This window comes from Nonomuraea sp. NPDC050556 (assembly GCF_044457355.1).
In the GTDB taxonomy this organism is placed as follows: Bacteria; Actinomycetota; Actinomycetes; order Streptosporangiales; family Streptosporangiaceae; genus Nonomuraea.
This window is the reverse complement of sequence record NZ_JBITGU010000008.1, coordinates 22,962-37,884: the sequence shown is the minus strand read 5'-3', so window position 1 is coordinate 37,884 and position 14,923 is coordinate 22,962. Positions and strand designations below refer to the sequence as shown.

At 73.1% G+C, this 14,923-nt stretch carries 11 protein-coding genes; 6 read left to right on the top strand and 5 right to left on the bottom strand.

Features of this window, described 5'->3' with window-relative positions; translation table 11 throughout:
• The first annotated feature begins 56 nt into the window (after window positions 1-56).
• Genes ACIBG8_RS52355 through ACIBG8_RS52345 form a run of 3 tightly spaced genes read left to right on the top strand, consistent with a single transcriptional unit; the run spans window position 57 to window position 3,355 of the window.
• Entirely contained in the window at window positions 57-1,364 is a 1,308-nt protein-coding gene (locus ACIBG8_RS52355) for an MFS transporter (protein ID WP_397350914.1), read from the top strand.
• 9 nt (window positions 1,365-1,373) lie between these two features.
• Window positions 1,374-2,039, top strand: coding sequence for a response regulator transcription factor (locus tag ACIBG8_RS52350; RefSeq protein WP_397350913.1), 666 nt, complete (start codon window positions 1,374-1,376; stop codon window positions 2,037-2,039).
• Window positions 2,036-3,355, top strand: a complete 1,320-nt coding sequence (locus ACIBG8_RS52345; RefSeq protein ID WP_397350911.1) for an ATP-binding protein — start codon at window positions 2,036-2,038, stop codon at window positions 3,353-3,355. The genes ACIBG8_RS52350 and ACIBG8_RS52345 overlap by 4 nt, the downstream gene beginning before the upstream one ends.
• Here ACIBG8_RS52345 and ACIBG8_RS52340 read toward each other — a convergent pair.
• Entirely contained in the window at window positions 3,346-4,245 is a 900-nt protein-coding gene (locus ACIBG8_RS52340) for a TAXI family TRAP transporter solute-binding subunit (RefSeq protein ID WP_397350910.1), read from the bottom strand. The genes ACIBG8_RS52345 and ACIBG8_RS52340 overlap by 10 nt on opposite strands.
• A gap of 4 nt (window positions 4,246-4,249) precedes the next feature.
• Window positions 4,250-7,699, bottom strand: a complete 3,450-nt coding sequence (locus ACIBG8_RS52335; protein ID WP_397350908.1) for a serine/threonine-protein kinase — start codon at window positions 7,697-7,699, stop codon at window positions 4,250-4,252.
• Window positions 7,700-7,755: 56 nt separating this feature from the next.
• On the opposite strand from ACIBG8_RS52335, the gene ACIBG8_RS52330 reads away from it, so the two are divergent.
• Genes ACIBG8_RS52330 through ACIBG8_RS52320 form a run of 3 tightly spaced genes read left to right on the top strand, consistent with a single transcriptional unit; the run spans window position 7,756 to window position 11,867 of the window.
• A complete protein-coding gene (locus ACIBG8_RS52330) occupies window positions 7,756-10,350 on the top strand; it encodes a BTAD domain-containing putative transcriptional regulator (RefSeq protein ID WP_397350907.1) in 2,595 nt (864 codons plus the stop codon).
• 10 nt (window positions 10,351-10,360) lie between these two features.
• Window positions 10,361-11,425 (top strand): endonuclease/exonuclease/phosphatase family protein, encoded by a 1,065-nt coding sequence (locus tag ACIBG8_RS52325; protein WP_397350906.1) that lies wholly within the window; start codon window positions 10,361-10,363, stop codon window positions 11,423-11,425.
• Between the two features lie 10 nt (window positions 11,426-11,435).
• A complete protein-coding gene (locus ACIBG8_RS52320; RefSeq protein ID WP_397350905.1) occupies window positions 11,436-11,867 on the top strand; it encodes a hypothetical protein in 432 nt (143 codons plus the stop codon).
• Here the strand turns inward: ACIBG8_RS52320 and ACIBG8_RS52315 are convergent.
• Genes ACIBG8_RS52315 through ACIBG8_RS52305 form a run of 3 tightly spaced genes read right to left on the bottom strand, consistent with a single transcriptional unit; the run spans window position 11,856 to window position 14,900 of the window.
• A complete protein-coding gene (locus ACIBG8_RS52315) occupies window positions 11,856-13,394 on the bottom strand; it encodes an ABC transporter permease (protein WP_397350904.1) in 1,539 nt (512 codons plus the stop codon). The two genes, ACIBG8_RS52320 and ACIBG8_RS52315, sit on opposite strands and share 12 nt — an antisense overlap.
• Window positions 13,391-14,269 (bottom strand): ATP-binding cassette domain-containing protein, encoded by an 879-nt coding sequence (locus ACIBG8_RS52310; protein WP_397350903.1) that lies wholly within the window; start codon window positions 14,267-14,269, stop codon window positions 13,391-13,393. Before ACIBG8_RS52310 ends, ACIBG8_RS52315 begins: the two co-directional genes overlap by 4 nt.
• Window positions 14,262-14,900: a TetR/AcrR family transcriptional regulator gene (locus ACIBG8_RS52305; RefSeq protein WP_397350902.1), complete on the bottom strand. Its 639-nt coding sequence runs from the start codon at window positions 14,898-14,900 to the stop codon at window positions 14,262-14,264. The genes ACIBG8_RS52310 and ACIBG8_RS52305 overlap by 8 nt, the downstream gene beginning before the upstream one ends.
• Window positions 14,901-14,923 lie beyond the last annotated feature (23 nt).

The window sequence follows — 14,923 nt, the reverse complement described above, 5'->3', positions numbered from 1 at the left end:
CAACCTTCTGCGGGCAGTGTCCGAGCTGCAACGACACCCCCAGGAGGTTGTTCAACGTGACGACTCACGCAGCGCCGCGCACCCCGTGGAAGGCGGTTGTCGGCGGTTCCATCGGCAATCTGGTCGAGTGGTACGACTGGTTCGTCTACAGCAGCTTCGCCATCTACTTCGCCGCCTCGTTCTTCCCCGAGGGCAACGCGACGGCCAAGCTGCTCAACACGGCCGGGATCTTCGCGGTCGGCTTCTTCATGCGCCCGGTCGGCGGCTGGCTGCTCGGCCGCTACGCCGACCGCAAGGGGCGCAAGGCGGCGCTGACGCTGACCGTCACGCTGATGTCGGTCAGCGCGCTGCTGATCGCCGTCGCCCCCACCTACGAGTCGGTCGGCTACTTCGGCGCCGTGGTGCTGCTGGTCGCCCGCCTGCTGCAGGGCCTGTCGGTCGGCGGCGAGTACGCGGCCAGCGCCACCTACCTCACCGAGGCGACCCCGCAGGGCAGGCGCGGCTTCGCCTCCAGCTTCCAGTACGTCTCGATGACCGCCGGCCAGCTCGTCGGCCTGGGCCTGCAGATCATCCTGCAGAACACCATGTCGGACGAGGCACTCAAGTCGTACGGCTGGCGCATCCCGTTCATCGTCGGCGCGCTGGCCGCGGCCGTGGTGTTCTACTTGCGCCGCAGCCTCATGGAGACCGAGGCGTACGACGAGGACAAGAAGAAGGACCGCGGGACGATCAAGGCGCTGCTCCGGCACAAGAAGGAGTTCGTGCTGGTCATCGCGCTGACCATGGGCGGCACGGTCGCCTACTACACCTACACCACCTACCTCACCAAGTACCTGGTGAACACCGCGAACCTCCCCAAGTCGACCGCCTCGCTGGTCAGCTTCTGCGCGTTGTTCGTGTTCATGCTGCTGCAGCCGCTGGCCGGAGCGCTGTCCGACCGGATCGGGCGACGGCCGCTGCTGATCACCTTCGGGTTCGGCTCGATGCTGGGCACGGTGCCGCTGATGACGGCGCTCTCGGGAGTGAGCGGATTCGCAGGGGCATTCGCTCTCTCCCTCCTCGGGCTGATCATCATCACCGGCTACACCTCGATCAACGCGGTGGTGAAGGCCGAGCTGTTCCCGACGCACGTGCGGGCGCTCGGGGTGGCTCTGCCGTACGCGATCGCCAACGCTCTCTTCGGCGGGACGGCCGAGTACGTGGCGCTGTGGTTCAAGGACAGCGGCATCGAGTCGGGCTTCTACTGGTACGTCTCGGCCTGTGCTGCCGTGTCGCTCGTCGTGTACTTCACCATGCGGGAGACCCGCGACGCCGCGCTGACGCAGTCGGAGCAGGCGGCCGAGCCGGTCCCCGTGCGCGTCTAACCTGACGGCATGCGGGTTCTCCTGGTCGAAGACGACGACCGGCTGGCCGCGGCGCTCACCACGGCGCTGGGCAGGCACGGTCATCAGGTGACCCGTGCCGCGCTCGCGGTCGACGCCCTCCGCCTGGCTGGGGGCGTCGACTTCGTGCTGCTCGACCTGGGCCTGCCCGACATGGACGGCCTGGAGGTGCTGCGCCGCCTGCGCCGGGTCTCGGCCGTGCCGCTGATCGTGGTCACGGCGCGCACCGAGGAGCGCGAGGTGCTCCGCGGGCTGCGTTCCGGGGCCGACGACTACCTGGTCAAACCGTTCCGTACGGCGGAGCTGATGGCCCGCATGGAGGCGGTCCTGCGCCGCGGCACCAGGCCGATGCCGGTCCAGGACCACGTGGTGGCGGTGGGCGACGTGCGCATCGACCTGTCGCGCCGCCAGGTGACGGTCGGCGGCGTCGCGGTGCCGCTGACCAAGCGTGAGTTCGACGTGCTGGCGCTGCTGGCCAGGCAGCCGGGCGTGGTGCGCAGCCGCGAGGAGATCCTCGACGAGGTGTGGGGCGACCCGCTGCTGTCCGCGTCCCGCTCGCTCGACGTGCACGTGGCGGGGCTGCGCGCCAAGACGGGCCGCCCCGGCCTGGTCCAGACGCTCAGGGGCACCGGCTACCGGCTGGGGTCCGCCGAGTGAACGCACGGCTCGTCGTCACCTTCACCACGCTGATCGTGCTCATGATCGCGGCGCTGGCCGTGCCGCTGGGCGCCGCCTTCGCCACCCACAGAACCAACCGGCTGCTCCTCGACCGCCGGGCCGACGCGACCCGCTTCGCCGAGCTCGCCGACCAGGCGGCGCGCGAGGGCGACGTCTCTGCGCTGAGCGCGGAGATCATCCGCTACGCCGAGCTGTACGGCGCCGCCGTACGGATCAGGGACAGGGACGGCCGCGTCCTGGCCCAGGCGGGCACGATGACCGCAGACGACCACGACGCGGTACGGCTCGCGCTGTCGGGACGCACCACGGAGGACCTGCCGACGATCACCGCGTTCGGCCCGTCCACCGTGCTGGTCGCCGAACCTGCGGGGCGCGACGCGCAGCTGTCCGGCGTGGTGCTGCTGCAGGCGCCGACCGCGCAGGCCACCACGGACGTCGCGCTCGTGTGGGGCGGCCTGGCGCTGGGCGCGCTGGTGGCGCTCGGCTACTCGGTGCTGGCCGCCAGGCGGCTGGCCACCTGGATCCTGCGCCCGGTCACCGAGCTCGACCGCACCACCCAGGCGATCGCCGAGGGCCACCTGGACGCGCGCGCCGCGCCCGGCGGCGGGCCTTCTGAGCTGCGCAGGCTGGAGGAGCGGTTCAACCTCATGGCCGACGCCGTCTCCGTGGCGATGGACCGGCAGCGGGCCTTCGTCGCCGACGCCTCGCACGAGCTGCGCACCCCGCTGACCGTGCTGTCGCTGCGGCTGGAGAACCTCGAACCGCACCTGAGCGCGGCGGGCACGGCCGAGTACGCGGAGGCGCTGGCCGAGGTCGACCGGCTGGCGCTGCTGGTGGAGGACCTGCTGGCGCTGGCCAGGGTGGAGGCGGGCGCCCCGGCCAGGACCGAGGAGGTCGCGCTGGAGCCGAGGTTGTCGGCGTGGCGCGAGGTGTACGCGGCCAAGGGGGTGGCGCTGGAGATCGCCGTTCCCGCGGCCGCCGCCGTGCCGGACGCGGTGGCCAGGATCGCCGACATCGCGCTGGACAACGCGCAGAAGTTCGTGCCCGAGGGCGGGAGCGTGGCGGTCACGCTGGCCGACGGGGTGCTGCGGGTGGCCGACGACGGGCCTGGACTGACGGACGAGGAGCGGGCCGAGGCGCTGGGCCGGTTCTGGCGGTCGGGCGCGCACGCGAACGTGCCGGGCAGCGGGCTCGGGCTGGCGATCGCGGCCGAGCTGGCCCGCTCGTGCGGGTGGTCGCTGGCGCTGCATGCGGCCCGTCCCCGGGGGCTCGTGGTGGAGCTGGCTCAGCCGTAGACGGACCTGTAGTAGCGGGCGGCGCCCGGGTGGAGGGGGACGACGCCGGTGCCGATGGCGTAGCGCTTGTCGAGCCTGCCGCCCGGCGCGTCGGGGGCTTCGAGGCGGTCGCGGCTGGCGAACAGCGTCTCGGTGATCGCGAAGGCGACGTCGTCGGTGAGGGCGGTGCGGCAGACCAGGTAGCTGGGCGTGCCGACGGTGGGCACGGGCGCGGCTCCGCCGTACACGCCGGCCGGGACGGTGGCCTGCTCGTAGACCGGTCCGTGCGCGCGGCGCAGCCCGGTCACCAGGTCGCCGAGCGGCACCAGCCGGAGCCCGCCCCTGGCGGCGAGCGCTGGGGTGGGCACGCCGCCCGACCAGAAGAACGCGTCGATGGTCCGCGAGTCGAGCGCCTTGAGTGACTCGTCCAGCCCCAGCTTGACCACGCCCGGCCAGACCGGCAGCGCGGCCAGGACGCGCTGCGCGGTGACCGCGGTGCCCGAGCCGTCCGCGCCGATGGAGACCGTCCTGCCCTTGAGCGCCTCCGGCCGCATGATCGGCGAGTCTGCTGGCACGACCAGGTGCACGTAGTTCATGTACATCCTGGCCAGCGCCGAGACCGGCAGCCCGCGCACCCTGACCGCGTCGTCCGCGCTGTCGGCCAGCGCGAACCCCGCTTCGGCCCGCCCTTCGGCCAGCATCGCCAGGTTCTGCACGCTCGCGGCCGTCGCCAGCACCTTCACGGTGAACCCGGCGCGCCGCAGCTCGGCGGCGAACCGGTGGCCCAGCACCTCGTACGGCCCGCCGGCCGACCCGGTGGCCAGCCGCAACGTCCCTCCTGGCTCCTGCGCCGAGCACCCCGCGGCCAGCAGCGCTGCTGACGCGAGGAGTGCGCGGCGGGAGAGGGTCATTTCCTCACGTTACACAGACCGGGAAGCGTTCGACGCCGGGCAGGTAGCGGTCCCATTCCTGCCGGGTGAGCGTCCTGCCCGCCCGCGCGCACACCGCCGCCTCCGTACGGTCGCCGTCGACGGGATAGGTGCGGACGAGGCCCTCCAGCGCCGCCACGACCACGCTCCTGCCGTCGGCGGAGAAGGCCAGGTCGACGTACCGCTCCCCTACCTGTGCCAGCCCGTCCGCCACGGTGCCGAGGGACTCCCTGGTCGCGACGTCCCACAGCCGGACGCGATCGCCGTTCCCGTAGGAGGCCAGCGTGCGCCCGTCTGGCGACCAGGCCAGCGCCGCCGACTGTCCGTCGTTGGTCGTGGGGAAGTCGTCGAGGCGGTTGGCGAGGTCGGGAGACCACAGCGAGATGCGGTCCGGACCGCCGACGGCGAGCAGCCTGCCGTCCGGGCTGAAGGCGAGCGGGCCGGGCAGCATGCTGGAACGGGCCGGGCGCGGCAGCGTGGCGCCGGTGGCCACGTCGATCAGGCCGTTGACGCCACCGGAGATCAGCACCTGCCCGTCGGGGCGGAAGACGAGCGGCTCGTCGCCCGCGACCGCGCTCCTCACCACGGCACCCGACCGCAGGTCGTGCAGCTCCACCGGGCCGGACTCCCCCGAGGGCAGGCTGGGGGCGACGGCGAGCCTGGTGCCGTCCGGGCTGAAGGCGAGCGCGTCTATGCCCTGGTCCTTGCCCGTGTCGATGGTCTTGACCACGCCGCCGGTGGAGGCGTCGAACACCTTGACGACGCCGTGCGTGCCGAAGGCGAAGCGCCTGCCGTCCGGGCTGAAGGTCATGCCATAGCTGTTCCATTCCAGCGCGCCGACCGTGAGGGGCGCACCGATCAGGCGGGCGGCGACGACGTCCCAGAAGCGCAGCACGCCGTTGTGGTAGTTGGCCACGACCCGGCCGCCCGGCGCCACCGCGACGGAGCCCAGCTCCTTGGGGGGCGCCGTCTCGACCAGCGCCCCGTCGCCTCCCACCGCGATCAGGTCGGGCACGCCTGACGCCACGCCCTCGACCACGGGCCGGTCGAAGGCCGCGGAAAGGTCCAGCGTTCGGACACCGCCGTACATCTGCAGGCGGGCCACCCGGTCGGCCGCGTCGAAGCGCACGTCGACGATCTCGCCGGGCAGCCGCGTCTCCGCCGCGAGCCACCCGTCCCTGATCCGCCGCACCACCAGCTGCCCGGCGAGATCCCAGTGCGCGATGAACGCGTCGCCGAAGGCGAAGGCGAGCGCCTGGCTGAACTCCGCGGTTCCCGGCGACTGCCTGACGACCCGCCCGGACAGGTCGCGCACGACGGCACGGTACTCGCCCTCGCCCAGCCGCTCGGTGTAGGCGAGGAGTCGGCCGTCCGCGCTGAAGGCGGCGTCGCTGATGCGTTCCATGCGCGGCATCCAGGGCGTTTTCACGCGTTTGCCCCGGCGTAGGTCCCACAGTTCCGCCTTGCGCGGGCCCTGCGCGACGCCAGGTGAGGTGACGAGGCCGAAGGTCCTGTCGGCGTTCACCACGTCGAGGCGGCTCCCGGACGGCGTGCGGAGCGCCTTCCTGCTGGTCACGTCCCACAGGCCGGCGTTGAGCATCCCCTGGACGCTCAGCGCCCGCCCGCTCGGGTCGAACGAGAAGTACCCGGCGCCCGTGCCGTCCGCGCCGATCGCGAACCTGTCGCCCGCTGCCACGCCGGTGGCGACGTCCCAGAGCCTGACGCCCTTGCCGTCCTGCAGCGCCAGCGTGCGCCCGTCCGCGGTGAGCGCGGCGTTGACCACCTTCCTGCCGACGCGGGAGATCGTCGCGAGCAGCGCGTGCGTGCGCACGTCCCAGACGCGGGCCTTGCCGTCCACGACGGCGGCGAGCAGGCGCCCGTCGGCGCTGGTCGCGTAGACGGCGTCCGGGCTGGCGAAGGGGTCGGTGAAGGTGTCGGTGTAGCGCTGGGCGCGGGCGTCGTTGAGCGCGGCGCGCGGTTCCCGCTGCTCTGGGGCGAGCCGCCGGGCGGCCACGCTGAGCAGCATGGCCAGCTTGGGGTCGAGCTCGCGCAGCCCGGCGGCGCGCTGGGCGAGCGAGACGGCCAGGGCGTCGTCGCGCTGGCGGTCGACGGTGGTGCGCCGGTACTCGGCCAGCCCGGTCGCGCCGAGCGCCACCACCAGCAGGACGGCCAGCACCACGGTGAGCGCGCCGCGCCTGCGGTTGCTGCGCCTGGTCATCCGGGCGGCTGAGTCGAGGAACTCCTTCTCCAGGCTCATCAGGGTGATGTCGCGGCGCTCGGTGGCCGCCCAGCGCAGCGTGGTGTCCAGGACCGAGCCGTGCAGCAGGTCGCCCGCCTTGCGCCCGTGGCCGTCCCAGACCATGGCCGCCTCGGTGAGCCGCCGGTGGATGGGCAGGCCGTCGCGGTTGTCGGCCACCCACTGCCGCATCCTGGGCCAGGCGTGCACGAGACCGGGCTTGGCCAGCGTGTACGCGGCGTCGGTCTCGGTGATCAGGCCGGCAGCGCCGTACAGCTTCAGGATCTCCTCGGCGCCTGCCACTTCGGCTCGCGGCACCTGCCTGACCGTCTCGTCGGCGGCGAGCAGGCGCAGGAACACCTCGGGCGCCGCGGTCCGCTCGCTCTCCGACAGCTCGTGGAAGAGTTCCTCGGCGATCGTGCCCAGGTCGGGGTCCGCCTCGCCGGTCAGCGGAGCGGCTTCCGTCCCGCCGTCGGCGAGCGGGTCCTCGCTGTCGCCGATCAGGCCCAGGAGCAGGTCCTTGGCCGTGGGGCGGTCGTCTGGGTCGCGGGACAGCGCGCTCTCGACCAGGCCCTGGAGCGGTTCCGGCAGGCCGGAGACGTCGGGGACGAAGTCGAGGGCGCTCAGGGGGTTCTGCGCCTCGACGGCGTCGCTCCCACTGGCGGCGAAGAGGACCACCAGCCCCCACGCCCACACGTCCGCCGCGGGGGTGGCGCCGCGTCCCGCCCAGACCTCGGGCGCCATGTAGTTGGGCGTGCCCATCGCGGGTGAGGTGGTGGTCGGACCGGCCTCGCGGGCGACCCCGAAGTCGATCACCCGGGGGCCGTCGGGGCCGACGATGATGTTGTCCGGCTTCAGGTCCCTGTGCACCACCCCGGCCTGGTGGATCGCGGTCAGCGCGGTGGCCACCCCGATGGCCAGGCGGCGTAACCCGTCGGGGTCGAACGGCCCCACCTGCCGCAGGTTCGGACCTGGCACGTACTCGCTGACGATGTACGGCACGTCGAGGTCGACCTCGAGCACGCGCGCGGTGCAGAACGAGGCGACCCGTTGCGCCGCTGCCGCCTCCCTGGCGAGGGCGGCGGTGTCGTCGAGGCGCGGCACCTTGATCGCGACGCGCTCGCCGGCCTCGCCGTACGCCTCGTAGACGACGCCCTGCCCGCCCGCGCCGAGCCGGGCCGCAAGCCGATATCGGCCCAAACGTTGTGGGTCCGTGGGGGTGAGAGGAGCCATCAGGTGTGGGATTCTAACGAATCATGGACTTTCGCATCATGGGTGGCCTTGAGGTCCGTGACGGGTCCGAAGACCGGACCCCGACGGCGCCCAAGCACCGCGACCTGCTGGCGATGTTCATCCTCAACGCCCGCCGTCCCCTGACCGTGGGACGGCTGCGCGGGCTGCTGTGGCCGCGCGAGGACGGCGACCGTTCAGACTCCCTCGTGCGCGGCTACATCGGCCAGCTCAGGCAGCTCGTCGGCAAAGACGTGATCACCACGGTGTCCGGCACCTACACCCTGGCCATCGGCCCCGACCAGCTCGACGCCGACCGGTTCAGGCGGCTGGTCGAGGAGGGCTCCTACAAGGAGGCCCTGGCCCTGTGGCGCGGCCCGGCGCTGGAGGACGTGGACCCGGACGGCACGCGCTGGGTGGAGACCGCGCAACTGCGCGAGGAACTGGAGGAGCTGCGCCTGCTGGCCCTCGACCGGCGCATCGGCCTCGACCTGGACGCGGGCAGGCACCGCGAGGTGCTGTCCGAGCTGCGCAGGCTGGTCGCCGAGCAGCCCACCTGGCAGCGTTTCCGCGGCCACTACATGCTGGCCCTCTACCGCAGCGGGCGCCGGGTGGAGGCGCTGGGCGCCTACTCCTCCCTACGCGACGAGCTCGACGACGGGCACGCCATCGAGCCCGACCCCGAGCTGCAACTGCTCTACCACCGCATGCTGCACGACGACGTCTCCCTGCACGTCTCCGCCGGTCCCCCGATGCTGCTGCCGCGCGACCCTGCCGACTTCACCGGCCGCGCCGACCTGGTCGACCAGGTGCTCGGCGACCAGGTCGTGGTGCACGGCCCTGCCGGGGTCGGCAAGTCGGCGCTGGCCGTGCACGCCGCCTGGAAGCACCGCGACCGGTTCCCCGACGGGATGCTCTACGCCGACCTGCGCGAGACCGCGAGCCCGGCGGCCGTGCTGGAGGACTTCCTGCGCTGGCTCGGCTGCCCGGCCCAGGCCATCCCGGTCACGCTCGACCAGCGCGAGCGGTTGTTCCGCACCTACGCGGCCAACAGGAAGCTGCTGGTGCTGCTCGACAACGCCTCGGACGAGGCGCAGGTCAGGCCGCTGCTCACGGCCTGCCCGACGGTCATCACCAGCCGCTCGACGCTGAGCGGGCTGGCGGGGGCGCGGGTGCCCGTCGGCCTGCTGTCGGCCGACGAGTCCTTGTCCCTGCTGACGGCGATCGCCGGACCTCTAGGCGATTTTTCACGACTTATCGAGATCTGCGGCGGGCTGCCGATCGCCCTGCGCATCGCCGGGTCCCGGCTGGCCGCGCGGCGGGAGTGGACCGTCGACTACCTGGTCGGCCTGCTGGAGGACGAGCACGGCCGCCTCGACAGGCTGCACGCGGGCGACCAGACCGTGCGCAGCGTGTTCACCATCGGCTACGAGAGCCTGCCCGAGGCGGCGCGCAACACCCTGCGCCTGCTGGGCGCGCTGTCCGCGCCCGACGTCGCCGACTGGGTGGCCGCCCGCTTCGGCGGCCAGGCGGAGGCGCTGGTCGAGGCCGGGCTGCTGGAGACGCACGTGGTGGACGTCGCGGGCCAGGTGCGTTACCGCCTGCACGGGCTGACCAGGCTGTTCGCCCGCGAGCAGCTCGGCGAGCAGGCCGTGCCGGTGGCGCTGGCCGACCTGGTCGCCCTGGTGATGGCGCGCGTGCAGGCCTCGCGGTTCTCGCTGGTGTCCGGCGACCCGGCCACCGCGTTCGCCACCAGGGACATCAGGGAGTCGGTCGAGTGGCTGCTGGCGGAACGCTCGTTCCTGGTCAGCCTCGTCACCGACCTGCACGAGGCGGCGCTGCACGACGAGTGCTGGCGGCTGGCGCACCTGCTGACCCCCTTCCTGGAGCGCCACCGCTTCCTCGACGACTGGCGCCAGGCGCTGGAGGCGGCCCTGCGGTCGGCCCGCGCGCTCGGCAACACCCGGGCCGAGGCGCTGATCCTGCGCGACGAGGGCGACCTGCACCGCGCGGAGCGGGACTGGGAGCGCGCGCACGACCGGCTCAGGCTGGCCGTGGCCATGTTCCTGCGCGAGAACGCCACCCGCGACCTGGCGCACACCCGGCGCAGGCTGGGTCAGGTGCAGGTGGAGCAGGGCAGGCTGGAGGAGGCCGAGCGCACGCTCACCAAGTGCCTGGCCGCCGCCGAGAACGCCAGGGACACCGCGGAGACGCTGCACGCGCTGGGGACCGTCCTGCACCGAGCCGGTCGGCTCGACGAGGCCGCGGAGCGGCTGGAGGAGGCGGCGCGCACCCAGGCGTCGCTCGGCGACCGGCACCGGCAGGCCGACGCGCTGTTCGAGCTGGCCTCGGTACGGCTGGCGCAGAGCGCCGAGTCGGCCTCCGCGGCGCTGGCGGAGAGCGCGGTCGCCGGTGCCAGGCGCAGCGCCGAGCAGGCCAGGGGCATCGCCGTACGGCTGGGCGACCGGCTGCTCGACGCGCGCGCCCTGCTCGCGCTGGCCGGGGTGAACGTGGCTGAGGGGTCTCCAGGACGGGCCCGCGAGCTGGCCGCCGAGGCGCTGAAGACGTTCGACGCGCTCGGCGACGCCCAGGGCAAGGCCGCCGCCCTCGCCCTGACCTAAGGTGAACGATGTGACATTTCCGGCTGACCAGTTCTTCCTGACCAACGCCCGCGCCAGGAGCCCCTACACGGCGACGCTCAAGGGACTGGCCTCCGGTCGCTTCACCAAGGTCGAGGGGCCGGGGTGGCTGAGCGTCGCGGCCGACGGCACGGTGACCGGCACGCCGCCCGCGTCGGCCTCGGCCAGGACGACGACGGTCACCGTACGGGCGGGGGACGCGACGGCCACGGTCAAGGTTCGGGTGCGCCCGCCGGGTGGCGCGCTGGTGCCCGAGCCGCGGGTGATGAGCTGGAACCTGTGGCTCGGCGGCACCCAGGTGCGCGACGCGCGGCGCAAGCAGCTCAAGGTGCTGCTCGAAGCCGACGTGGACGTGGTCGGCCTGCAGGAGACGGCCGGGTCTGCGGCCAGGGAGCTGGCCGAGGCGCTGGGCTGGCACCACGTGCAGGGCGGCACCGCCGGGATCATCAGCCGCCACCCGATCGTCGCGGCGAGCGAGTCGGAGCGCTGGGTGCACGCCAGGGTCAGGTTCGACAACACCCACGAGCTGTCGGTGTGGAACGCCCACCTCGGCTACACCCCCTACGGCCCTTACGAGGCGCGCTTCGGGCGGCTGCCGCACGAGGAGATCATGGCCAGGGAGGCGGAGTCCGGCAGGACCGGCCAGATGACCGAGCTGCTGGCCGCGATGGGCGACGATCCGGCGCCCTTGGTGCTGACCGGCGACTTCAACGCGCCCTCCCACCTCGACTGGCCCGACGTCGACTGGCCGACGTCGGTGCTGGCCGAGCGGGCCGGGCTGCTCGACTCCTTCCGCGTCGCCCACCCCGACCCGGCCGGCGCGCCCGGGATCACCTGGTCGCCGATCTCGCCGGTCTTCACCGGCGGCTACGGCTACGACGAGCACGCGGGCGCCCCCGAGCCGCAGGACCGCATCGACTACGTGCTGTTCAGGGGCGATCTGCGGGTGCGGTCGTCCGAGGTGGTCGTCACCGGCGAACCCCGGCCGATCCCCGGCCACGAGGACAACGACTGGCCGTCCGACCACGCTGCTGTCCTGACGACCTTCAGCGCCTAAAGTGGGTGGCATGGCCGCTGGACGTGGGTATCCGCTCGCCGTCGCCGCGTGCGGGGCGCTGCTCGTGGTCGCCGCGATCCTGCCGTGGGCCGGGCTGCAGGCGAGCAGCGACCTGCTGGGCGGGAGCGTGGCGCGGGACATGCGCGGCGTGGACGACTCCGCCGGGGTGACCGCGCTGGTCGCCGGGCTGGTCGCGGCCGTGCTCGGCGTGGCGGGCGCGATGGGCAGGCGCTGGCTCGCCGGGCTGGCCGTGGTTCCCGGGCTGGCCGCGCTGGCGATGCTGATCGTCTTCGTCAGCAGTCCTGGCGACCGGTTCTCCCTCGACCTGGGCAAGGTGCTGTCGATCGAGCCGGTGCTGCGGCCGGGCTGGTTCGCCGCCCTGGCCGCCGCACTGGCCGTGACCGTCTTCTCGGTGCTGTCGCTGGTACGGCTACGCCGGTAGGTCGCGCCTGCGCAGGCCGTACAGACCTGCCGCGACGAGCAGGGCGGCGAGAGCGGTGAGCACCACGAGCGGGGTCGCCGACATCGGCCCGCCGGGCAGCTGCGGCACGTGCGAGAACGCGGACAGGCCGAGCACCCACTGGCTGAGCTGCAGCTCCCCGGCGATCCAGCCGAAGAACAGGCTCACGAACAACGCGGCGAACGACCAAGCGGCCAGCCTGGGCAGCAGCCCGAACAGGGCGAACGCCAGCCCGACGAACAACCACGCGGCGGGCACCTGCACCAGGGCGGCGCCCAGGACGCGCAGCGTCTGCCCGTGCGCGAACCCCGCCGCCGCGCCGAACAACGCCAGCCACACGACAGGGCCGAGAAGGGCGAACAGCAGGTGGCTCCAGGCCCACGTGGCCCGGTCGGTGGGCGTGGCCAGGACCGGTTCAGCACGGCCGTCGTTCTCCTCCGCGCGCAGCCGGAGCGCCGAGTGGATGGCCAGCCCGGCTGCGGTGACGCCGAACATCGTCATCATGCCGACGAAGTACTGGTCGACGACGGTTCCCGGGCCGCCGATCCTGGCCAGCGCCGCCCGCGCCGCCGGGGTGCTGTGGTTCATCAGGTCGCCGATGCTGTCCGCTATCGCGCCGAGCCCGAAGCCGACCACGGCGAACCCGGCCGCCCTGCTCGCCAGCGCGCCCCGGTGCAGCCGCCAGGCCAGCGCCAGCGGGCTGCGCAGGCCGGGAGCCGCCGTGGCCGGGCCAGGCCGTTCGTGGAAGAGTCCGTCGCCGAGGTCGCGGCGCTCGGACAGGGCGACGGCCAGCCAGACGAGCGCGGCGACGGCGGCCGCGGGGAGCAGCAGCACCCACCAGCGCTCGCCCGAGAACGGCCGCAGCGCGCTCGACCAGCCGAACGGCGAGAACCACGCCACCGCGGGGGCCGCGACGTCGCCCATGCCGCGGAGCAGGAAGGCGACGCCCAGCACGACGATCCCCACGCCGCGCGCGCCGCCCGCGCCCGAGGTGAGCTGCGCGACGACCGCGCCGACCCCGGCGAAGACGCAGCCCGCGGCCGTGACCCCCGCGCCGTAGGCGAACGAGCCCGTGGCGCCGAGGCCCTGGCCGATCAGGAAGAGCGCCGACAGCGCGCCCAGCACCAGGCTCGCCGTGCACGTGACGACGAGGGCGGCGGTGAGCTCGGCGTGACGGGAGACCGGGGTCGCGCCGACCAGCTCGCTCCTGCCCGCCTCCTCCTCGGTGCGGGTGTGCCTGATCACGGTGAGCAGGGTGATCAGTCCGACCATGACCGGGAGGAACCCGGCGCGCCAGGTGACCAGCTCGCCGAGGCTGGAGCCGTTCAGCGCGCCGTACGTCACGGTGAAGGCGGTGTTGTGCACGCTCGTCTGCGCGTACTCGTCGAGCAGCGCCTGCGTCGGGAAGCCCTTGGTGAACGCGGCGACGAACGCCACGGGCACCACGGCGGGGAACAGGATCCACAGCGGCAGCAGCGCGCGGTCGCGCCGCAGGATCAGCCTGATCATCGGGCCACCTCGTAGTGACGCAGGAACAGCTCTTCCAGCGTGGGCGGGCGGCTGGTCAGGCTGCGCACCCCGGCCGCGTTCAGCTCGCCCAGCGCGGCGGCCAGCGCACCGCCGTCCACGTCGAACCGCACCCGCCCGTCCCTGATGTCCAGGTCGTGCACGCCCGCGAGGTCCTTCAGCCGGTACGGCGAGCCGTCCACCTCGGCCTCGATCGACGTGCGCGTCAGGTGGCGCAGCTCGGCCAGCGTGCCCGACTCGACCGTGCGCCCGTCGCGGATGATCGTCACCCGGTCGCACAGCGACTCGACCTCGCCCAGGATGTGGCTGGACAGCAGGACCGTGCGCTGCTCCTCGACGATGACCTGGCGGAACACCTCCTCCATGAGCGGGTCGAGGCCCGAGGTCGGCTCGTCCAGGATGAGCAGCTCGGCGTCCGAGGCGAGCGCGGCGATCAGCGCCACCTTCTGCCTGTTGCCCTTGGAGTAGGTGCGGCCCTTCTTGCGCGGGTCGAGGGCGAACCTCTCGACCAGGTCCTTTCGCCGCCGCGGGTCGAGGCCGCCGCGCAGCCGTCCGAGCAGGTCGATCGCCTCGCCGCCGGTCAGGCCAGGCCAGAGGGTGACGTCGCCCGGCACGTAGGCCAGGCGGCGGTGCAGCTCCTTGGCGTCCTTCCACGGGTCGCCGCCGAGCAGCCTGGCCGTGCCGCCGTCCTTGCGGACGAGGCCGAGCAGGATGCGGATCGTGGTGCTCTTGCCCGCGCCGTTGGGTCCGAGGAAGCCGTGCACCTCGCCCTCGCGCACGGTGAGGTCTAATCCGTCGAGCGCCTTGGCGTGGCCGAACGACTTGACCAAGCCGGTCGCCTGGATGGCGTCATTCATGGCGGTACTCCTTGTCGAGCGCGGATCTGGCGGCTGCCGCGTCCTCCGCGCTCATCAGCTGGTGGGAGTAGATGTCGATCAGGGCGCGGCCCAGCAGCTCGTCGCCCTCCGGGCTGAGGATGTCGAGGCCGAGGCTGCGGGAGATCTGCTGGTGCAGCACGACGATGGACAACGACATGGCCGAGCTGATGGTCGCCCTGACCTTGGCCGAGACGTCCGGCGGGTCGGCGCGGCCCTTGTCCGCCTCGGCGATCCACTGCTCGCTCAGCGCGACGAGCTCGTCGAACAGCGGGGTGGCGGCGCCCTCGGCGAGCGCCCTGGCCAGGTAGTGCTGGTAGGGGCCCATCGCGGCCCTGGACTTGGCGACGTAGTTGACGTCGGTGGCGCGCGGGTTGTCCCTGACCTCGGCGTTGAGGCCGCGGACGAGCTTGACCAGGTAGGCGTCGCAGGCCTCGCGCAGGTCCTGCTTGGAGCCGAAGTGGTGGCGCACCAGGCCGGAGGAGACCCCGGCCGTCTCCGCTATGCCGCGGATGGTGGCCCGCTCGAACCCCTCAGCGCCGAAGTGCTGCATCGCCGCGTCGCGGATCCTGGCGCGGGCGGTGAGGTCGTCGGGATCGTTAGCTATACGCACGTGTAAGACACTACACGCTTGTG